The sequence below is a fragment of the Streptomyces sp. NPDC031274 genome, assembly GCF_055570235.1.
In genome coordinates, this window is sequence record NZ_JBVIHP010000021.1 from 175,496 (window position 1) to 196,011 (window position 20,516).

At 70.3% G+C, this 20,516-nt stretch carries 18 protein-coding genes; 5 read left to right on the forward strand and 13 right to left on the reverse strand.

Annotated elements, in window-relative coordinates; genetic code table 11:
• Window positions 1-54: 54 nt before the first annotated feature.
• The 4 genes from ACZ5CR_RS30290 to ACZ5CR_RS30305 are packed head-to-tail and all read right to left on the reverse strand — an operon-like array spanning window position 55 to window position 4,239.
• Window positions 55-1,104 (reverse strand): LacI family DNA-binding transcriptional regulator, encoded by a 1,050-nt coding sequence (locus tag ACZ5CR_RS30290; RefSeq protein ID WP_468863173.1) that lies wholly within the window; start codon window positions 1,102-1,104, stop codon window positions 55-57.
• Complete coding sequence (locus tag ACZ5CR_RS30295) at window positions 1,101-1,928, reverse strand: carbohydrate ABC transporter permease (protein ID WP_468863175.1); 828 nt, start codon at window positions 1,926-1,928, stop codon at window positions 1,101-1,103. The genes ACZ5CR_RS30290 and ACZ5CR_RS30295 overlap by 4 nt, the downstream gene beginning before the upstream one ends.
• Before the next feature lie 42 nt (window positions 1,929-1,970).
• Window positions 1,971-2,903, reverse strand: a complete 933-nt coding sequence (locus tag ACZ5CR_RS30300) for a carbohydrate ABC transporter permease (protein WP_468863177.1) — start codon at window positions 2,901-2,903, stop codon at window positions 1,971-1,973.
• Between the two features lie 43 nt (window positions 2,904-2,946).
• Window positions 2,947-4,239, reverse strand: coding sequence for an ABC transporter substrate-binding protein (locus tag ACZ5CR_RS30305; RefSeq protein ID WP_468863178.1), 1,293 nt, complete (start codon window positions 4,237-4,239; stop codon window positions 2,947-2,949).
• A gap of 247 nt (window positions 4,240-4,486) precedes the next feature.
• Here ACZ5CR_RS30305 and ACZ5CR_RS30310 point away from each other — a divergent pair, with 247 nt between their 5' ends.
• Together ACZ5CR_RS30310 and ACZ5CR_RS30315 are read left to right on the forward strand one after the other, a co-directional pair.
• Window positions 4,487-6,508 (forward strand): oxidoreductase, encoded by a 2,022-nt coding sequence (locus ACZ5CR_RS30310; RefSeq protein ID WP_468863180.1) that lies wholly within the window; start codon window positions 4,487-4,489, stop codon window positions 6,506-6,508.
• Window positions 6,509-6,588: 80 nt separating this feature from the next.
• A complete protein-coding gene (locus tag ACZ5CR_RS30315) occupies window positions 6,589-7,128 on the forward strand; it encodes a PadR family transcriptional regulator (protein WP_468863182.1) in 540 nt (179 codons plus the stop codon).
• A gap of 104 nt (window positions 7,129-7,232) precedes the next feature.
• Here the strand turns inward: ACZ5CR_RS30315 and ACZ5CR_RS30320 are convergent, their stop codons facing one another.
• Both ACZ5CR_RS30320 and ACZ5CR_RS30325 read right to left on the reverse strand, forming a co-directional pair.
• Entirely contained in the window at window positions 7,233-7,742 is a 510-nt protein-coding gene (locus tag ACZ5CR_RS30320) for a hypothetical protein (RefSeq protein ID WP_468863184.1), read from the reverse strand.
• Window positions 7,743-7,976: 234 nt separating this feature from the next.
• Window positions 7,977-8,951 carry a fibronectin type III domain-containing protein gene (locus tag ACZ5CR_RS30325; protein WP_468863186.1) on the reverse strand — a complete coding sequence of 325 codons (975 nt, stop codon included), beginning with the start codon at window positions 8,949-8,951 and terminating at the stop codon, window positions 7,977-7,979.
• 213 nt (window positions 8,952-9,164) lie between these two features.
• Between ACZ5CR_RS30325 and ACZ5CR_RS30330 the strand changes: the two genes are divergently transcribed.
• Entirely contained in the window at window positions 9,165-9,893 is a 729-nt protein-coding gene (locus ACZ5CR_RS30330; protein ID WP_468863189.1) for a glycoside hydrolase family 75 protein, read from the forward strand.
• A gap of 13 nt (window positions 9,894-9,906) precedes the next feature.
• Here the strand turns inward: ACZ5CR_RS30330 and ACZ5CR_RS30335 are convergent, their stop codons facing one another.
• The 3 genes from ACZ5CR_RS30335 to dhaK form a co-directional block, all read right to left on the reverse strand.
• On the reverse strand, window positions 9,907-10,317 hold the full coding sequence (locus ACZ5CR_RS30335) for a PTS-dependent dihydroxyacetone kinase phosphotransferase subunit DhaM (RefSeq protein WP_468863191.1): 411 nt from the start codon (window positions 10,315-10,317) through the stop codon (window positions 9,907-9,909).
• Window positions 10,310-10,918: a dihydroxyacetone kinase subunit DhaL gene (gene dhaL / locus ACZ5CR_RS30340; RefSeq protein ID WP_468863192.1), complete on the reverse strand. Its 609-nt coding sequence runs from the start codon at window positions 10,916-10,918 to the stop codon at window positions 10,310-10,312. The genes ACZ5CR_RS30335 and dhaL overlap by 8 nt, the downstream gene beginning before the upstream one ends.
• Window positions 10,919-11,038: 120 nt before the next feature.
• A complete protein-coding gene (gene dhaK, locus ACZ5CR_RS30345) occupies window positions 11,039-12,031 on the reverse strand; it encodes a dihydroxyacetone kinase subunit DhaK (RefSeq protein ID WP_468863194.1) in 993 nt (330 codons plus the stop codon).
• Between the two features lie 340 nt (window positions 12,032-12,371).
• On the opposite strand from dhaK, the gene ACZ5CR_RS30350 reads away from it, so the two are divergent.
• On the forward strand, window positions 12,372-12,584 hold the full coding sequence (locus ACZ5CR_RS30350) for a GNAT family N-acetyltransferase (protein ID WP_468863231.1): 213 nt from the start codon (window positions 12,372-12,374) through the stop codon (window positions 12,582-12,584).
• Window positions 12,585-12,599: 15 nt separating this feature from the next.
• Window positions 12,600-14,456: a glycoside hydrolase family 15 protein gene (locus tag ACZ5CR_RS30355; RefSeq protein ID WP_468863196.1), complete on the forward strand. Its 1,857-nt coding sequence runs from the start codon at window positions 12,600-12,602 to the stop codon at window positions 14,454-14,456.
• 9 nt (window positions 14,457-14,465) lie between these two features.
• Here the strand turns inward: ACZ5CR_RS30355 and ACZ5CR_RS30360 are convergent, their stop codons facing one another.
• The 4 genes from ACZ5CR_RS30360 to ACZ5CR_RS30375 form a co-directional block, all read right to left on the reverse strand.
• Window positions 14,466-15,203, reverse strand: a complete 738-nt coding sequence (locus tag ACZ5CR_RS30360; protein WP_468863199.1) for a class I SAM-dependent methyltransferase — start codon at window positions 15,201-15,203, stop codon at window positions 14,466-14,468.
• A gap of 6 nt (window positions 15,204-15,209) precedes the next feature.
• Complete coding sequence (locus tag ACZ5CR_RS30365) at window positions 15,210-18,446, reverse strand: aminotransferase class I/II-fold pyridoxal phosphate-dependent enzyme (protein ID WP_468863201.1); 3,237 nt, start codon at window positions 18,444-18,446, stop codon at window positions 15,210-15,212.
• On the reverse strand, window positions 18,443-19,636 hold the full coding sequence (locus ACZ5CR_RS30370; RefSeq protein ID WP_468863204.1) for a hypothetical protein: 1,194 nt from the start codon (window positions 19,634-19,636) through the stop codon (window positions 18,443-18,445). The genes ACZ5CR_RS30365 and ACZ5CR_RS30370 overlap by 4 nt, the downstream gene beginning before the upstream one ends.
• Window positions 19,637-19,786: 150 nt before the next feature.
• A complete protein-coding gene (locus ACZ5CR_RS30375; protein WP_468863206.1) occupies window positions 19,787-20,443 on the reverse strand; it encodes a hypothetical protein in 657 nt (218 codons plus the stop codon).
• Window positions 20,444-20,516 lie beyond the last annotated feature (73 nt).

The window sequence follows — 20,516 nt, forward strand, 5'->3', positions numbered from 1 at the left end:
GTGGTACTCAGGTCTTTCCGTACGGGGGTGAAGGTGCTCAAAAGTGCGGGGAGGTCAGTCGGCGGGGCCCGTCGACTCGCGGACGACGAGCCGTGGCCGGTCGTCCAGGGTGAGGGGTGGCACGTCCTCGCCGCACCGCGCGAGCAGCGCACGCGCGGCGGCCGCGCCGACCCGCTGCACCTGCTGGTCGACGGTCGTCAGACGCGGGTGCAGCCAGCGGCCGATCGGGAGATTGTCGTAGCCGACGACGGACAGCTGGTCGGGGACGCGAAGGCCTGCGCGCTGGGCCGTGCCGATGCCGCACACCGCCATGGAGTCATTGGCGTACATGACGGCGGTGGGACGCTCCGCCATGCCGAGCAGCTCCTCGGTCGCGGCGACGGCCGCCGCCTCGGAGAAGTCGGTGCTCAGCACGGCGGCGGGCTCAACTCCCTTGAGCAGCAAGGTCTCTTCGAAGACCGCGCGGCGCAACCCCGTGTGGAGGAGTTCGCCGGGCCCCGACACATAGGCGATGCGCCGGTGGCCGAGTGCCATGAGGTGGTCGACGGCCTCGTGTATGCCCGCGCCCTGGTTGCCAAGACCCACGGTGGGCACGGGCGCGTCCGGGTGGGGCGCGCCGAGCAGTACGGCGGGCAGACCCAGGCCGCGCAGGAGCGGCGGGCGCGGATCGTCGGCGCGGGCGTCGGTCAGGACGGCGCCGTCGACGCGGCCCTCGGCGGCGAGGCGTTCGTACAGCGCGCTCTCCTCTGCCACGTCCGTGACCAGGTGGAGCAGCAGGCCGTAGCCGCGCGGCGCCAGTTCGCCCTCCAGACCGGTGATCAGCTCGCTGAAGTGCGGGTCGGCGCCGAGCACGTCCGTGGGGCGGCGCACCACGAGGGCGAGCGTGCGGGTGCGCGCGCTGCGCAGCGCCGTCGCCGTCGCGCTCGGCGACCAGCCGAGCTCGGCGGCGGCGTCCAGGATGCGGCGCCGGGTGGCCTCGGAGATGCGGCCCTTGGCGTTGAAGGCCTGCGAGACGGCGGCCGTGGAGACCCCGGCCGCCGCGGCGACCGCCTTGATCGTCGGACGCGCGCCGCTGTCCCTTCGGGATGCTTCCGTCCCGTTCACATCTTCACCGCCCCACTGACGAGGGCCTGCTGCATCCGCTTCTGCAACACCGTGTAGACGGCCCATACCGGTACGAGAGTCAGTACCGTACCGGCGGTCAGCACCCCGTAATCCGTCCCCGTCAGGGATTTGAGGGTGGGCAGGGCGACCTGCACGGTGCGCTGGGACGGGTCGGGGCCGATGATGACGAGCGAGTACAGGTACTCGTTCCAGAACGTCAGGAAGTTCAGGAGCAGCACCGTCGCGATCCCGGGCATGCACATCGGCGTATAGACGTGCCGAAGGACCGCGAACGTCGACGCGCCGTCGATGCGCGCCGCCTCCTCCATCTCCTTGGGGATGGTCCGCATGAACTGCACCAGGATGACGACGGACAGCGGCATCGCGGTGGCGGGCAGGAAGAGCACCATGAACAGGCGCGTGTGGAACAGGCCCGTCGCCGCCGCGAGCAGGAACGTGGGGAAGAGCGCCGCGAACGTCGGGATGAGGAAGCCCAGCGAGAAGACCTTCTCCACGAAGGCCCCGAGCGGGCCCGTCGCGCGGGCGATCGCGAACGCCGCCGGAATCGCCAGTGCGAGGGTCAGCGCGAGCGAGAAGAACGTCACCAGAGCCGAGTTGACGACCGCGAGCCCCAGATCGGCGCTCTCGAAGGCCGTACCGAAGTTCCCGAAGGACAGTGAGGTGGGAAGGGAGAAGGGGCTAGCGAAGATCTGCTCGTTCGTCTTGAAGGCGGAGGCGAGCAGGTAGTAGAGGGGGACGACGAGCAGCGCCGCGTACGCCCACGCCAGGATGTGCGCGGGCAGCCAGGACTTTCCGTGCTTCAAGGTGACCGGCTCCAATCGGGGGTCAATCGGGGGCGTGCGGCGTCAGTAGTTCTGGCGGAACGCGCGGCGGATGGTGAGCAGACCGACGAGGCCGACCAGGAAGAGGATCACGCCGACGGTCTGGCTGTAGCCGAGGTCGGCCGCGATGAACGCCTTCTGGTAGACGAGGAACGACAGCGTCGTCGACGAGCTGCCGGGGCCGCCCTGCGTGAGCAGCAGGACATGCTGGGCGGAGCCGAAGAACGTCCAGAGGAACTGGAGCATCGTCACCACGCCCACGTAGTCGCGGATGACCGGGAAGTGCACGCCCCACATCGTTCGCCAGTGCCCGGCGCCGTCGAGCTGCGCCGCCTCGCCGATCTCCTCGGGCACACTGCCGAGCCGCGCGGCGAACAGGACGGCCGTGAAGCCGATGCCGCCCCAGATGTCGAGCACGATCAGACAGGCGAGCGCCGTAGAGGGAGAGGCAAGCCAGGCGTCGGTCATCGAGCCCAGGCCCACCGACTTCAGCGCGCCGTTGACCAGGCCGTCGGGGGAGAGCGCCGCGTAGAACACCATCGCCTTGGCCGGGGTGGAGATCAGGCCCGGGATGAAGAGGAGGTAGCGCAGGACCTTGTGGCCCGGCGGCTTCTGCGCCACGTAGTAGCCCAGCATGTACGCGCAGACGATCATGATCGGCAGCGCGACGGCGAGCTGGACCGCCGTATTGCGCACGGCGTCCCAGAACACCGGGTCGTCGAAGACCGTACGGACGTTGTCCCACCCGGCGAACGAGACGGGCTGCAGCATGCCCGGCCAGTGCAGGGCCGCGATCACGAAGATCGCGATCATCGGCCCGACCATGAAGACCAGGTACCAGACCAGGGCGGGGACGGCGAGGATCGTGCCGCCCTCGCGGCGGCGCTTGCGGACAGGTGGCTCGGAGGGTGCGGGGCGGACCTCGGTCCCGCCCGGCGTCGACATCGTTGTCGTCATCTCGGGTGACTCCCAGAAGGCTCGGGCGGCTCGGGCGGGCGGCTCATGCGGTGCGGTACGCGGCTTCGAGCACGGAGCGCACCTTGGCGGGGCTCGTGCCGCGCGTGAACGCCGTACTGGTGGCGGTGATCAGCGGCTGTGTCGCGGCCGGCGGGACGTAGATGTCGGGCAGCAGGGCCTGACTGACGTCGTTGCCGAGCTTCTGCGCCTCGGCGACCAGCGGGAAGCCGGTGCTGAGGGTGTCCGAGCGCAGGGCCATGTCGCGCCCGCTCTCCTTGATGAAGCGCGCGACGGTGTCCGGGCGGTACATGAAGCGCAGGAACTTCTCGACCGAGTCCAGCTTCTTCGTGCCGTTCGGACTGATCCAGAAGCCGATGAGGGTGTACGTCCGCAGAATCGTCGGCTTGTCGTGCGCGGCGTCCGGCGCGAGCGGCCAGCCGCCGACCTCGGTGTGCCGGGCGATCTTCTCCGGGACCTTGGCGAGCGCCGACGACATGGCGGACTCGATGGCGGCGGCGCCCGTGTTGAACTGCGTCGTCATCGTGTCGGACGTCAGGCCCTGTGCCTTGTCGGCGAAGACACCCGCGTCACGCAGGGCTGCGAAGTACTCGATGCCCTCGCGGGCGCCCCTGCTGCCGCTGAAGTCTCCGCTGGTGAACACCTTCTGTGCCTCGTCGGGGGTGAGGAAGGTCTGGATGATCTGGGCGAGCAGCTTCTGGCCCGTCCAGTCGTTGCCGCCGACGGTCACCGGTGCGATGCCCTTGGCGCGGAGCCTGCGGGCGGCGGAGATCAGCTGGTCGCCGGTGGTCGGGATCGCGCTGACACCGGCCTTGTCAAGGAGCGCGGTGTTGTAGGCGACGGGCCAGTTGGTGGCGAAGTACGGGAAGGCCTGCAGCCGCCCCTTGCCGTCGGTCCAGGCGTCGAGGGCGACGGGCAGGACGCGCTTTCGCAGCCCCCAGTCGTCCATGTAGCCCTTTACGTCGACAGTCGCTCCGACATCGGTCCAGGCGAGCGTCTTGTCGTAGAGGTTGACCATGACGACGTCCGGCTCCTTGCGGGCGAGCCGCGAGGTCTCGTAGACCTGCGCGAGGTCGTCGCCGTTGACAAGGTTCTTCACCTTGAGGCCCGGATTCTCGTCCCGGAAGGTGTTCAGGGCGGACAGATACGTGGGCGAGCCCGGCGCGGTGGTGCCGAGCTGGCTGTGCACCACGAGCGTGTCGGGATCGGAATCCGCCGACGCCAGCGTGGAACAGCCGGCGAGGGCGGGCAGGGTGGTGGCGGCGGCCAGGCCTGAACCTGCGGCGAGGAAGCCGCGCCGACTCATCGTTGAGCGCACAGCGGGATGTCTCCAACCAGGGCGGTTAATCGATATACCTGCGGGGGTGCCAGGAGCGTAGGAGCGCTTCGCTGAATGGTCAATCCCCTGTTGCGCACCGTGAATCTTCCGGCGAATCCGGCAAAGCGCCCCACGCTCGGGCGGTCGAGGCGGCCGGGGGTGCCTCCATCTTTATGCAACTAGTTGCATAACGGGGGATGTGTCGTCTAGAACTGTCCTGACGACACATCCCGCATGGAGGGCCCGCATGAGCCGCTACCCGAACCTGCTGAACCCACTCGACCTGGGCTTCACCACCCTGCCCAACCGGGTCCTGATGGGATCCATGCACGTGGGCCTGGAAGAGGCGCCGAACGGTTTCGAGCGGATGGCGGAGTTCTACGCGACCCGTGCGCGCGGGGGTGTCGGCCTCATCGTCACCGGAGGCATCGCCCCGAACGAGCTCGGCCGCCCCTGGGACGGCGGCGCCAAGCTGACCACCGAGGCGGAGGCGCACAAGCACGCGGGCGTCACGGCCGCCGTGCACGCCGCGGGCGGCAGGATCGCCATGCAGATCCTGCACTTCGGGCGGTACGCCTACCACGAGGGTCTGGTCGCACCGAGCGCGATCAAGGCGCCGATCAGCCCCTTCGTGCCGCGCGCCCTTGCCGACGACGAGGTCGAGCAGACCATCGAGGACTTCGTGCGCGCCGCCGAGCTGGCCAAGCTCGCGGGCTACGACGGCGTCGAAGTCATGGGCTCCGAGGGCTACTTGATCAACGAGTTCATCGCGGCCCCCACCAACCACCGCGAGGACCGCTGGGGCGGCGCCTACGAGAACCGCATCCGCTTCCCCGTCGAGATCGTCCGCCGCACACGGGAGCGCGTCGGCGCGGACTTCATCATCATCTACCGCCTCTCCATGCTGGACCTCGTCCCCGGCGGCTCGACCCTCGAAGAGGTCGTCCACCTCGCCAAGGAGATCGAGGCCGCGGGCGCCACGATCATCAACACCGGCATCGGCTGGCACGAGGCGCGCATCCCCACCATCGCGACCTCGGTACCGCGCGGCGCGTACGCCTTCGCCACGAAGAAGGTCATGGGCGAGGTCTCCGTACCGCTCGTCACCACCAACCGCATCAACACCCCCGAGATCGCCGAGCAGTTGCTCGCCGACGGCGCCGCCGACATGGTGTCCCTGGCCCGGCCGCTGCTCGCCGACCCGGACTTCGTGGCCAAGGCGAAAGCCGAGCGGTCCGAAGCCATCAACACCTGCATCGGCTGCAACCAGGCCTGCCTCGACCACACCTTCAACCTGCAGATCACCTCCTGCCTGGTGAACCCGCGCGCCTGCCACGAGACGGAGCTTGTCCTCACGCCGACCCGTCACAAGAAGCGCGTAGCCGTCGTCGGTGCGGGCCCGGCCGGGCTCGCCTTCGCGGTGTCGGCGGCCGAGCGCGGCCATGACGTCACACTCATCGACGCGGCGTCCGAGATCGGCGGACAGCTCAACGTCGCCCGCAAGGTCCCCGGCAAGGAGGAGTTCGACGAGACGCTGCGCTACTACCGCACCCAGCTCGAACTGCACGGCGTGGACGTCCAGTTGAACACCCGGGCCACCGCGGCGGAGCTGGCGAAGGCTTCGTACGACGACGTGGTCGTCGCCACCGGGGTCACGCCCCGCACCCCCGAGATCCCCGGCATCGACCACCCCAGCGTGGTCGGCTACCTCGACGTGCTGCGCGACAGTGCGCCCGTGGGAGAGCGGGTCGCGATCATCGGTGCGGGCGGCATCGGCTTCGACGTCGCCGAGTACCTCACCGACAGCGGCGAGAAGGCGAGCCTGGACCCGGCGACGTACTTCCGTCAGTGGGGCGTCGACATGGACTACAAGGACCGCGGCGGCCTGACCGAGCCCGACCGCCCCGCCCCGCCGCGCTCCGTGCACCTCTTGCAGCGCAAGACGTCCAAGGTCGGCCAGGGCCTCGGCAAGACCACGGGCTGGATCCACCGCACGGAGCTGCGCCACCGCGGCGTCACCATGGTCGCCGGTGCGAGCTACGACCTCATCGACGACGCGGGCCTGCACATCACGGTCGACGGGCGGTCCACGGTCGTCCCCGTCGACACGGTCGTCCTCTGCTCCGGCCAGGACCCGCGCCGCGACCTGTACGAGGAGCTGCTCGCCGCCGGACACAGCGCGCACCTCATCGGGGGCGCGGACGTGGCGGCCGAGCTGGACGCCAAGCGCGCCATCAAGCAGGGCACGGAGCTGGCCGCGGCGCTGTGACACCGGGCGCTCTGTGAGACCGGGCCCTCCGTGACACCGGGCGCCCGGTGCCACGGAGCGCCGTACCTAGGATGGCCGCCATGTCACTGCCGCACGCGATCCTCACCGCCCTCCTTGAGAAGCCGTCGTCGGGCCTTGAGCTGACCCGCAGGTTCGACAAGTCGATCGGCTACTTCTGGTCGGCCACGCACCAGCAGATCTACCGCGAGCTGGGGAAGATGGAGCGGGAGGGTGCCATCCGCGCGCTTGAGCCGCAGCAGGCCACCCGTGGGCAGAAGAAGGAGTACGAGGTCCTGCCCGCGGGCCGCGCCGAACTGGCCCGCTGGACGGCGGCGAGCCAGGACCCCAAGCCCCTGCGGGACACGCTGCTGCTGCGCCTGCGAGCGGCCGCGGTCGTCGGCACGGACGGCATCGAGGCGGATCTGCACCGTCATCTCGCCCTGCACCGGGAGCAGTTGGCCGAGTACGAGGAGATCGAGAAGCGGGACTTCCCACCGGGCAGCGACACGGTCGAGGACCGGCTGAGGCATGTGGTGCTGCGGGCCGGAATCGATCTGGAGACGTTCTGGACGCAGTGGCTCGAGCGGACGTTGGAGGAGCTCGGGGCGCCGGAGGCCTGAACGCTCGTGCACGTGACGGCTGCCGCCGACCCGATGTGAGTCGGGACCGGCGGCAGCCGCACTTTCCTCGTGGCTCTGGCTCCGGCTCCGGCTCCGGCTGTGACTCAGAGCCGGTGCGGCATGCTGCGGCGACGCAGGTACCAGGCGCCTCCACCGCCGGCGGCCAGGACCACGAGGGCCCCGCCCGCGACGAGGGTGAGCGTGCCCCGGTCCTCGCTGCCGCCGCCGAGCCCGCCCTGGACGCCGCGCGCGGGCGCCGTCGTGGACGAGGTGGTCGGCGTGGTCCCGACGGTGACCGTCTGGGAACCGGCCGCGGTGCCGTCCTCGCAGACCACGGCCACCGTATGGATGCCGGTGGTGACGTTCTGCCAGGAGGCGCTGCCGCCCGTCAGTTCCACTTGCCTTCCTTGGGCGAAGCTGGCCTGGCCGTTGCTCATCAGCGCGGCCTTGCCTCCGTCGGTACAGGCCGCCGTGGTGACCTTGACCGTCGATCCCGTGGCGCTCACCGTGATCCCTCCGGCGGCGGACGCCGACGGAGCGGTCAGTGCGAGCGGTAGCGCGGCCGCCGCGGCGATGGTCAGGCCGGAGCGGACGAATATCTGAGTGGTACGCATGAGTCTGCCCTCCGGCGGCACGGGAGGCGGTACATCCCATGCGCCGCCGAGGGTCGGGGAGCGCCCGTGCTACCTGACGACGAGCCAACGTGCCATCCGCCAGGGCCGCATGCGGACAGCCACCGGGCAGGTGACGGAATCCTTCGTACGGCCGACAGCTGATTCGTCGTCATGGGTGTCGAGTCAGTATGGGTGCCAGGTCGGCATCGGGGTCAGAACAGGACTGGCGTCAGGTCAGCCCGTGGTGACCGTCCGTTCGGGGGAGTAGCCGCCCCACGTCCCGTCGGGGAGCTTGGCCCGAAGCTTCACACGGTGGCTTTCACCCGGCTCTTTGCCCACGTAGAAGCTGTGTGTCGCCTTCTCCAGGGGTGCTGTACCGCCGAACACCAGCGAGGTGGCGGTCTTGCCGTCGAGGTGGATCTGATACTCCGCCACCGCGCCGCCGGTGTGCGGCGGCGTCCACGCCAGGTCGATGTAGTACGCCCCGTCGGCGTGCCGGGTCTTCGCGCGGAAGTCCGTCGGTGCCGTGGCCCGCCCGTCGTCCTGACCCTTCGCGGTGGTGAGGCGGACGGCACGGCTGGCGGGCGACGCGTTGTCGGCCGCGTCGAGGGCCTTGACGGTGAAGCGGTAGGCCGTGCCGGGACGCAGCCCCGTGAGGAGGGTCTCGCGCTCGCTGCCGTCCACACTGTGGATCTTCGACGTGCCCTGATAGATCTCGTACGAGGCGACGCCCTGGTCGTCCTTCGAAGCGCCCCAGGACAGCTTCACCGCCCGGCTCCCCTCGGCCGCGCCCCGCGGCGAGCCGGGCCGCGAGGGCGGCTTCCGGTCGGCGGCGGCCGCGGCGGGCGTGGTCACCGTCAGCTTCTTGCTGGCCGGGCCGACGTTCCCCTCGGCGTCGCGGGCGCGGACGGTGAAGGTGTAGGCCGTGGAGGGCTTCAGGCCGACGATGTCCACCATGTGCTTGCCGCCCGGCACGCGCTTGACCCTGGTGGCGCCCCGGTACACGTCGTAGCCGGTGACCGCGGTGTCGTCCGTGGCCTGGTTCCACATGACGTGGGCGGTGGTGGCGCTGCCCGCCTGGACGGTGACGCCCCGGGGGACGGTCGGGGGCTGTGTGTCCTCAGCGTTTTGGTCGCCGCCCCACGCGCAGGCGGTGAGGGCGCAGGCGGTGACGGTCAGGAGGGCAGCCAGGTGGGGGGTCCGTCGCACGGTCGTGCCTTCCGTTCGGGCGGCATTGGTCCGGACCTATTTGACACAGGTGTCGGGTGCACATCAAGGGGTGCGCGTGCGCCGTCCGGGCCCTGAGCGGCGGCCGAGGTGTACGACCCGAGACAGATTGGGATGTCTGGACAGGTGCCACGGCCGGTCGGCCCCCGTTGGCCCGACCGGCTGTCAGTTTCCGCCCAGGGAAGGACCTTTCACGTGCGTACCAAGAACGCGGTGCTCGCCGTCGCCGCCGGAGCCGCCCTGATCGCCCCCGCGTCGCTGCCCGCTTCGGCGTATCCGCAGGAGAGCGAACCGAACCACAAGTCGGCTGGGAGGGAAGGGAGTTCGGCCGTCCAGGAGGGATCCGTACGCGCTGACGCGCTCCTCGCCGAGGTCGGATCCTGTAAACAGGTCTCGCGCGGCGAGTACCGCGCGGACGACGGCGCCCGCGCGGACATCCCCGTCTGCGGCAAGCGGGGCGCGGTGTTCTGGAAGGCCGACATGGACATCGACTGCGACGGCCGGCGGAGCAGGGCCTGCAACCGGCGCACGGACCCGCTGTTCCTGAACGCCACGGCGTTCCAGGAATCCAACGGGCGTCAGCTGAGCGCGGAGCGCCTGCCGTACATCGTCGTGCCGGGCGCGAGCCGCCGCTGGAACCACTCGGAGCACGGCATCACGGGCGGCTCGGTGGCCGCCGTGATCCACGAGGGCAAGGTTCTGTACGCCGTCGTCGGCGACACGGGCCCCACCGACCTCATCGGCGAGGCGTCGTACGCGGCGGCGAAGTCGCTCGGCATCAGCCCCGACCCCAGATCGGGCGGCACCGATGCGGACGTCACGTACATCGTCTTCGACGGCCCCAAGGCGTCCCCGATCGAGAGCCACCGGGCCGCGGTCACCCGAGGTGACGCGCTGGCCCGGCAGTTCCTCCGTCAGAACTGACCGGCGGGTCTCCTCAGACCTTCCGGTAGGAGTACGCCTCCGCGGCCGCGGCCTCCACCGCGTCGACGTCGGCGCCCGCCGAAGCGGCCACCATCGCCGCCACCGCGCCCTCCACGAACGGGGCGTCCACCAGGCGGGCGCCGTCCGGGAGCTCGTCGCCATCGACGAGCAGCGTCTTCACGGTGAGGACCGCGCTGCCCAGATCGGTGAGGATCGCGATGCCCGCACCCCGGTCCACCTTCAAGGCGGCTTGGGCGATGAGCTCCGAGCTGGTGCCCAGGCCGCCGTCCTCGGTGCCGCCGGCCGGGGCCACGGGCGCGGTCGCCCCGCCGCCCGCGAGCCCCGTGGCCAGTGCGGCGACGGATTCGGCGACGGCCGCGCTGTGCGAGACCAGGACGATACCGACCAGCTTGTCGTCACTCATCGCCGGCCTCCGCGGTCTGCGCGAGCGCGTCGAAGAGGAGCGCGGAGGAGGTCGCTCCGGGATCCTGGTGCCCGATGCTGCGCTCGCCCAGATAACTCGCCCGCCCCTTGCGTGCCTGCAGGGGCGTCGTGGCGAGCGCGCCTTCGTTGGCGGCGTCGCGCGCCGCGCCGAAGCACTCCGCGAGCGCGTCGACCGCGGGGACGAGGGCGTCCAGCATGGTCTTGTCGCCGGGCGCGGCGCCGCCGAGGGCGCTGACCGCGTCGACGCCGGCGCGCAGCGCGTCGGCGAACTCCCGCTCGCTGACCTCGGTGGCGTCACCGAGAGCCTTGCCGGTACGCCGGAGCAACGTCCCGTAGAGCGGCCCCGACGCACCTCCCACGGTGGAGATCAACTGCCGCCCCGCCAGGGTCAGTACGGCCCCGGGGGTCGCGGGCGCCTCCTTCTCCAGAGTGGCCGCCACGGCGGTGAACCCACGCTGCAGGTTGCTGCCGTGGTCGGCGTCGCCGATCGGCGAGTCCAGCTCGGTGAGCCGCTGCGCCTCCCGGTCGACGAGTGCGGCGGCCGAGGCCAGCCACCGGCGGAAGAATGCGGAGTCGAGCACGGGAACTCCTTGCGCGATAGACGCGATAGAACAGTTGGATACGACTGCCACGAGCCGTATCCGATGACTCGTACGTGTTGAGGCGTACGTGATGACTCGTACGTGATGACGCCCGGGGGATCAACTACCCCAGCGAAGCCCGGCCGTACGCACCGGAGCGTTCCAGAGCCGCAGCAGCTCCTCGTCGACCTGACACAGGGTGACGGAGGCCCCGGCCATGTCGAGCGAGGTCACGTAGTTGCCGACAAGCGTGTGCGCCACGACGACGCCGCGCTCGGCCAGGACGCGCTGGACCTCGGCATTGAAGCCGTACAGCTCGAGCAGGGGAGTGGCCCCCATGCCGTTGACGAGCACGAGCACGGGGTTACGAGGGTTGAGATCCTGGAGTACGGCGTCCACGGCGTAGTCCGCGATCTCGCTCGACGTCATCATCGGGCGCCGCTCGCGCCCGGGCTCACCATGAATGCCGACCCCGAGCTCCAGCTCGCCGCTGGGCAGATCGAAGGTGGGGCTGCCCTTGGAAGGCGTGGAACAAGCGCTCAGGGCGACCCCGAAACTCCGCGCGTTCTCGTTCACCTGCCGCGCGATCGCCTCGACCCGCTCAAGGGGCATGCCCTCTTCGGCCGCCGCGCCCGCGATCTTCTCGACATAGAGAGTCGCCCCGGTGCCGCGCCGCCCGGCGGTGAAGAGACTGTCGGTGACGGCGACGTCGTCATTGACGAGCACCTTGGCGACCTGAACGCCCTCGTCCTCGGCGAGCTCGGCGGCCATGTCGAAGTTGAGGACGTCCCCCGTGTAGTTCTTCACGACGAACAGCACCCCCGCCCCGCTGTCCACGGCGGCGGCGGCCCGCACCATCTGATCCGGCACGGGAGAGGTGAACACCTCGCCGGGGCAGGCGGCCGACAGCATCCCCGGCCCCACGAACCCGCCGTGCAGCGGCTCATGCCCCGATCCTCCGCCGGAGACGAGGGCCACCTTCCCGTCGACGGGAGCGTCCCTGCGTACGATCACGCGATTCTCGACGTCGATCGTCAGGTCGGGATGCGCGGCCGCCATACCTCGCAGCGCGTCCGCCACGACGGTCTCCGCGACGTTGATCAGCATCCTCATGGCTACCTCCTAGTGAGAGTGACAGTTAAGCCTCTGGGCTGTGTCTTTGCAGGTCAAGCCAAGCGTGTCCAATTCTCGATCCGGGCGGTTCTCGGCGGTTCTCGGCGGTCCGGGCCCCGGTGGTCGGCTGGGCGTTGCCGAGGTTCGCAAACCTGAGGTCATTATCGAGGGAACGGCACCAAGCGGCGCAGGCTGTGGTCGAACCTTTCGGATAGAAGCCCGTCCGCCATCTGCGGCCGACTGGGGAGCGGTGGTCTGACGGGGTCTTCGTCGGCTTGTGCCGACCGACTGGGGCCCGGACTTCCGCAGTGCGTCGCCGGGCCACTGCCTCGCCGATGCGATGTGGGGCCACGGCTACGCGACGGAAGCCATGCACGTCTTGCCGCAGTGGGCATTCGGCACACTGGACCTGAATCGGAAGCCCTCTTCTTCGCGCCCCTGCGGCGTGCTGCTGGGCCCGGCAGATCGTGGAGTCGATGGAGACTTCCCGCTCGATATGCCCGGGCCGGCCTGTGATGCCCGGCGTACACTGGAAGTGCGGCAATGTGTATGACGGCGTGTCTCAATCATGAACGCACGCATTGAGGACTACGCCCTCATCGGTGACCTGGAGTCCGCTGCCATGCTCGGCAGGGACGGGTCGATCGACTGGCTCTGCCTGCCGCGTTTTGACTCACCCGCCTGTTTCGCCGCGCTGCTCGGCACGGCGGACAACGGATTCTGGCGGGTTTCCCCGGTCGACGGGGGTCCGTGTGCCCGGCGGGCTTACCGCCAGGACACGCTGGTCATGGATTCCTACTGGGAGTGCCCGACCGGCGCCGTACGCGTAACGGACTTCATGCCGCCCCGCGTGCGACTTCCCTGCATCGTGCGTCTCGTCGAGGGAGTGTCCGGCGCTGTCGCCATGCGCAGCGACCTGCGGCCGCGCTTCAACCAGGGCCGTGTCGTGCCGTGGGTGCGAGCCCAGGAGCACTGCACGGTCGCCGTGGCCGGGCCGGATTCCCTCTGGCTGAGCGCCGATGGCCCGATGGAGATTCGTGGTGGCTTCGACCACACCGCGTCCACAGCGCGCGATACCGCCCACGGCATCTCCCGCGATGGCGGCATTCTCGACTCCACCGTCCTGGACTTCACCGTCTCAGCGGGCCAGCGCCTCACGCTGCAGCTCGTATGGGCGCCCTCGCATCTGACCGAGCCGCCTGAGCCGCTGACCGTACCGGCGGAGACGGCATTGAAGGCGACCGGCGACTTCTGGCGGCGCTGGACCGCTCAGTGCCGCTACCAGGGCCCCTGGCGGGAGGCCGTCACGCGTTCCCTGATCACGCTGAAAGCCCTCACCTACGCACCCACGGGTGGCATCGTCGCGGCACCGACCACTTCGCTCCCCGAGTGCGTGGGAGGTGAACGCAACTGGGACTACCGCTATTGCTGGCTGCGCGATTCCACGCTGACCTTGTCCGCCCTTCTGCGCAGCGGCTACCGCGACGAGGCGACGGCCTGGCTCGACTGGCTGGTGCGTGCCGTGGCCGGCGACCCCGCCGATCTGCAGGCGGTGTACGGGGTGGGAGGACAGCGGCGGCTGCCGGAGGCAGAGGCGCCGTGGTTGCCCGGCTATGAGGGTTCGCGGCCCGTCCGGTTCGGGAATGCCGCGGTCGGTCAGCTCCAGCTCGACGTCTACGGCGAGGTTCTCGACACGCTCTACCTGTCGCTGCGGGCGGGGATTCCGATGCAGCCCCATCTGTGGAGCTTGGTGGAATCCTTGATGAGTCATCTGCGGGAGCACTGGCGTGAGCCGGATCAGGGCCTGTGGGAAGTCAGGGGCGTCAGGCGGCAGTTCGTCCACTCCAAGGTCATGTCGTGGGTCGCCGCCGACCGTGCCCTGCGGATGGGGGAGATGCTCGGCAGGAACGAGTTCGCGGGGCAGTGGCGCGCGATGCGGGACGCGGTGCACCGGGAGGTGTGCCGCGAGGGGTGGGACGACGAGCGGCGGTCGTTCGTGCAGTCCTACGGATCGCCCGCCCTGGACGCGTCGGCCCTGCTGATCCCCAAGGTCGGCTTCCTGCCCGCCGACGACGTGCGTGTGCTTGACACCGTCCGGGCGATGCGGGACCTGGACCACCACGGATTCGTGCGGAGGTACGCGCACGACGGCAGGGGCGGCACGCACGACGTGGACGGCATGCGCGGATCCGAGGGCACGTTCGTGGCGTGTTCCCTCTGGTACGCCGACGCGCTGGCGGCGACCGGCCACCTCAAGCAGGCGCGGGAGACGTTCGAGCGTGTCCTGGACGTACGCAACGACGTGGGCCTGCTCGCGGAGCAGTGGGATCCGGACGGCCGTCGCCAACTGGGCAACGCACCCCAGGCGTTCAGCCACATCGCGCTGGTGGAGACGGCGTTCGCGCTCCAGGAGGCGGGCGTCTGAGGAGCGGGCTCACGTTCCGCGCCGCGCCGCCGTCAGGAGCACCATTCCGGAGTCGCCGTAGTCCGGCAGCGTCGGGTCGGTGTCGATCCTGGTGACCGCGAGGCGCTCGGTGAGCGGGGCGAACACCTCGGTGACGACGGCCGGGTCCACCGGACAGCCGGGCCAGCGCGAAGCGGGCCCGATGCGGTACGTCGGCATGTTCTCCATGAACGCCGCGACGAGATGTCCGCCCGGCGCGACGGAACGCACGAAGCGGCGGCAGAAGTCCGTGAACTCCGCGAAGTCCTCGGTGACGCCCTCGGCCACGAAGTTCATCGACGCGATGTCGTACGTGCCCGGCGGCAGCGCCCGGATGTCGCCGTGGACGACGCGCACACCCGCGAGTGCCTCCGGAAGCGTAGGCGGCAGAGCGGGGTTGAGGCGGTGGCACAGCGCGTGGAAGGGCAACCAGCTCTCGTCCGGGCCCTGTTCCAGCTGGCGGGTCAGGTAGTCGACGCCCGCCGCGCTCGCTTCGACGGCATCGATGCGGCGGCTCGCGGCGGCGGCGAGGATCAGCGGATAGAGGTTGGGCCCGGCCCCGAACTCCAGGGAGCGTGCGGCGCTTCCCGGGGCGAACTGCCGGTAGAAGGCGCAGTGGTGGGCGATGACGGCGGCGTCGGAGGGATGCAGCTCGCGGTAGTTCTCGCCGAGATAGTCCTGCACGGGCCAGCTGTCCCAGTCCACGTCGTCGTTGCGGGTCGGGGCCATGGGGTGTCAGCTCCCCGGTCGCAGCGGGAACCGTTCGGCCAGTCGGGTCAGGGCCGCGTTGAGCCGGTCGATGTCCTCGTCCGAGTTCAGGGCCGTGAGCTGCACGCGGAAGCCGACGCGGTCGTGCGGCACGAGCGGATAGGCCGCCAGGGTCACATAGATGCCCTGCTCCCACAGGAATCCGGCCACCGCGTCCAGGTCGGACGCGTCGCCCAGCGGGATCTCCACGATCGGCAGCTGATCGGAGTTGAGCGTGTCGATGCCGAGCCGGGCCACGTGATCGAGCACCTGGACGGTCTTGCGGTGCAGATCGGCGCGGATGGCGTCACCGCGCCGGTCGTTGACCTCCAGACCGGCGAGCGCGGTGGCGAGCGAGGCCGTGGGCGAGGGTCCGGAGTACAGGTAGGGGGCGGCGGCGACCTTCAGTTGGTCCTTGAGCCAGGACGGCAGCGCGAGAAAGGCGAGCAGTGACGAGTACGCCTTGGAGAAGCCGCCGACGAGCACGATGTTGTCGTACGTCTCGCCCGTGTGCCGCACGACGCTGTTGCCGCGCATCCCGTAGGGGCACGGTTCGTCGGCGCCGCGCTCTCCGATGACGCCGAAACCGTGGGTGTCGTCGATGTAGAGCGTGGCGTCCAGGTCCCGGCACATCCCGGCCAGTTCGGGGATGTCGGCGATGTTCCCGCTCATGCTGTCGACGCCGTCGAGGCAGACCAGGCGAGCCGCGCCGCTGGGCGCCGCACGGAGCAGGGCGGCCAGTTCGCTGGGTCGGTCGGCGTGGAACCGCCGCAGTGTCGCGCCCTGCCCGCGGGCCGCCACGCAGCCGTCGTACACGGTGCGGTGCGCCGTGGCCTCGACGAAGACCTCGCCCTGGCCTGCGAGTATGGGGATCACCGAGGCGTGGATCAGCGTGGCCGTCGGGAGCAGCAGGGCGTCGGGTGCTCCGAGCAGCGCGGCGAGCCGCTCCTCGATCTCGGGGTAGAGACGGGGGCTGCCGAGCAGCCGGGACCAGCTGGGGTGCGTCCCCCAGCGGCGTACGGCGGGTTCGATGGCGTCGATGATCTCCGGATCGCGGTCGAAGCCCAGGTAGTTGCAGGAGGCGAAGTCGATGAGCCAGTGGTCCCCGCTGCGGATGTGCCGGCCGCGGACCTCGTCCAGGACGCAGTCGCTCATCAGGCTGGTCCGCCGCAGATGGTCGAGATCGCCCCAGCGTGGATCGCGCCGTGCTCCCAGGAGTCCGGTGTCCGGTTCGCTCATGGTGCTCTCCCTCTCCGAGGGGATCGGGGTGGTGGGGGTGATCGGTGTGGCGGTGACGGAAGGGGCGGCGTGTGCGGTCCGGCCGCCCCGCGCGGCTCCCGGGCCCGCAGCGGCGGCACCGTTTCCCAGGCGGCGGCGGAGGAACCGCTCTCCCTGCTCGGCCGTCAGCGGCCGTGCGAAGAGGTAGCCCTGCCCGAACCCACAGCCCATCCCGGCCAGCAGGTCCCGCTGCGTGGGCTCCTCGATCCCCTCGGCGATGACCTGCAGGCCCATGGTGTCGGCCAGGTGCACGATTCCCTCGACGAGGGCGAGCTGCCGGGGGTCGTCGGCGATGTCGTCGATGAATGTCTTGTCGATCTTGAGTACGTCGATAGGGAACTCCCGGAGGTAGCGCAGCGAGGAGAATCCCGTGCCGAAGTCGTCGACCGCGATCCGGACACCGAGGTCCTTCAATGCCTGCATGACCGCCTGGATCTGCCCGTCCCGCCGCATCAGGACCGACTCGGTGATCTCCAACTGCACTGAACCAGGGGCGAGTCCGGGTGTTCCCAGAGCCTTGCGCACCTCGTCGAGGAAGCCCGGGTCGCGGAACTGGCGCGCGGACACGTTGACACTGATGTAGGGGCGACGGGCCGAGGAGGGCCCCACGCCCTGCAGTCTGGCGATGTCCGTGGCGGCGCTGCCCAGGACCCAGGCGCCCAGCGGCGTGATGTGCCCGGTCTCCTCGGCGAGCGGGATGAACTGCTGCGGCGGCACCAGGCCGCGTCGGGGGTGTGGCCAGCGGGCCAGGGCCTCGAAGCCGACGATCTCGGCGGCGCCTGCCGAACCGCCCGCTCGGCCGCTGTTCGCGCTGATGTCCATGACGGGCTGATAGCGCAGCGTGAACCCCTCGTCGGCGATGGCCCTGTCCAGGCTCGCCTGCAGGTCGTGGCGTTCCACCATGCGGACGTGCAGCCGCTGCTGGAAGCGGCGCCATTGGCGCTTGCCCGCGGCCTTGGCGGCGTACAGAGCCAGGTCGGCGTGGGCGAGGAGTTCCTCGGCGTCCGCGCTGTCCACGGCGGTGGCCACGCCCACGCTCGCCGAGACGCTCACGCTGTCGCCGGACAGGTGGAAGGGTCGGCTGAGCGCCTGCACCACCTGCGCGGCGAGGATCTCGGCGTCGACGGGCTGCTTCGCGTCCTCCATCAGGACGGCGAATTCGTCGCCGCCGAGCCGGGCCGCGGTGTCGCTTCGGCGCAGCGACCGCGAGAGGCGCGAGCCGGCCGCGGTCAGTAGCCGGTCGCCGACCGAGTGCCCCAGAGTGTCGTTGACGACCTTGAAGTCGTCGAGGTCGATGAAGAGCACGCAGGTCAGCGTCGACTCCCGGCGGCCTCGCAGCAGCGCGCGCTCGATGCGCTCCAGGAGCAGCGTCCGGTTGGGAAGGCCGGTCAGCGCGTCGTGAAAGGCCCGCTGGGTGAGCTCGTGCTCGAGCTGACGCTGCTCGGTCACGTCTCGCAGGGTGACGACGAGCCCGCCGACGGTCGGATCCTGGCGCAGGTCGCTGCACCGCACCTCCACCTCGATGCGCCCGCCGCCCCGCGGCATCCACCAGTAGTCGTGGGGCTCATGCTGTGCGCCGCTGCGCATGGCCGTGAGTACCCGCGCCGCCCGGTCGCTGTCGCGCGGGTCCACCAGCGTGGGCAGCTCCGAACCGATCAGCGGTGCGTCCCCGAAGACGGCCTGCGCGGACGGGCTGGCGTACCGGACGGTGTTGTCGTCGTCGACGATGAGGATGACGTCGGAGGCGTTGCGCACCAACGTACGGAAGTACGCCTCGCTCTCTCGGCGGATGATCTCGTGCCGGAGTGCGATGCGTTCCTTCGCCAGGCCGGCGTGCGAGGCGAGGATCTCCAGGGACCCCCAGTTCTCGGTGAGCGTCTTCTCGGAGCCGCCCGCGATCAGCACACCCGGCGGGTCGTCCCCGGCCGGGCGGTCGCGCTGGATCATGGGGCACACCAGCGCACGCTGCGTGGCCCCGAAGCGTGCGGCGGTCTCCGGGCCGAGGCCCGCACCAGATGCGTGCGGCGCAGGTCCAGGGCGGCGTAGGGAACCGGTGGTGTGTCGCCCGGCTCCATGAGCAGGATCCCGGACCGGGCTCCCGGCCCGGAAAGTGCGGCGACCGCCGTCTCGCAGGTCTGGGCGATCTCCTCCGTGGTGATCGCGGCCGCCAGCGAGGAGGCCGCGCCGCGCAGCGCCAGCTCTCGGTCCACGGCCTTGCGGTACGCCACGACCATGCCCGCGAGCCGCAGGATCACCAGGAGGAACAGCGTGCCGGAGAAGGCGGCGATCACGGCCGCGTCATGGGCGCTGTCCAGCAGGCCCTCCAAGAGCAGGATCGCCGGTGCGATGAGGGTGGCCGCGGCGAGCAGCACGAGCCTGCGCGGCGGTGGGAGCAGGCTCTGGCGCTGATGTGTGTAGGCGGTCAGGTCCGCCATCGAGGGGTGCAGCGCAGCAAGGCCCCACGCCGTGTAGAACACGATCCAGCCGGTGTCCAGGAGAGTGCCGGCCTGCCACTGGCCGTTGAGCTGCAGAATCCCGTACGCGATGTCGAAGGCGAGCAGGGTGAGCGTGCCGAGGACGAGCAGCCGTACGGCGGGGTTGTGGCCGGTCGCGAAGCCCGGGGTGAGCAGCCGGGCCAGGAGGGCCAGGACCAGTACGTCACCCAGCGGGTAGGCGACGCTGATGGCGCGCTGCGGCCAGGTCAGGCCCTCGACCTCGGTGAGGGGCTGGACGAGGTAGACCCAGACGGGCAGCGCGAGCCCGCCGGTGATGATCAGCGCGTCGAGGAGGCTCGGCAGGTCACGGCCCGCCCAGCGGTAGCGGACGAGGCCGAAGAGGCCCGCCGCGAGCAGCGGATATACCGCGAGGTAACAGGCGTCCGCCGGTGAGGGGAACGGATTCGACGCCTGGAAGTACTGCTCGACCACGTTGTAGTACGTGTCGCCCGCGGCGAACGCCGCGAGCCCGGCCGCAAGGACCCACCACGGCCAGCGGTGCGCGGGACGGTGGACGTGCACACCGATCAGGACGGCAGCGACGCCACCGAGACCGATGAGCGCCCAGAGCGGGGCGCGCAGGCCCGGCAGCGTCAGGTAGGCGGCGGTGAGAGCGGCGACCGTGACGAGGTAGGAGGCCATCAGCCGATGAGGGCGTGGCTGTACCCGAGGGTGTGCCCGAAGCAATGGCAAAGCGCCTCCCTGCGTGGCAGGGACACCCGGCCGAGAACACGCGTCAACCTGGGGTCTCGCTCCTACGATCGTAGGCACGGGCGGTGGACGGCTGCACCTTCAGTCGGTCTGCGGCACAGCGGCACCGACCGGCGGAGGTGTACCGACCGCCCGGCCGAAGTAGTCGACGGATCCGGGGTCGATGCCGAACAGCTCGCGCAGGTCGAGGCCCTTGTCCGCGACGGCGGCGCAGTTTGGGGCGAGCCGGTGCGCGTCGCCGGGGGATTCGACGGCGGGCAGCTCGCCTCCGGAGAAGCAGGGGTCGACGGTCAGGCCGGACGGCTCTGCGCCGACGTGTTCCTGGCCGGTCGCCTTCCGCCAGGTGTCGAGGCCGGTGTAGGCGTGGTCGCCCCACTGCAGGGCCCACTGCCCCTGCGGCGCACGGTAGTTGTTGCCTTGCAGGAGGACGTTCTCGGCGGTGAGGCCCCGGTCCACCAGGGCCAGCGGCGAGCCGTCGGTGACGAAGGTGTTGTTGCGCACGGTGACGCCCTTCTCCCCGTCCATCAGCCGCAGGGCGGGACCACTCTTTCCGTTCTCCAGAGCCGTCATGACCACGGTGTTCTGGTAGATCCGCAGGTTGCGCACGTCGTGGCCGTAGACGGCGAGCCCGCCGAAGCGCGGCAGCTTGCGGCCGTCGTCGGAGGTGATGTTGTAGCGGATCGTGTTGTCGGTGTGCGCTCCGTTCGTCTTCCTGGTGGTCGGGTAGCCGGAGCCCATTGCTGGGCTCCAGCCCCCTCAGAACCGTGCGTGCGCCTCGCAGCGCACACGGCTCAAGCAGACCCCTCGGGTC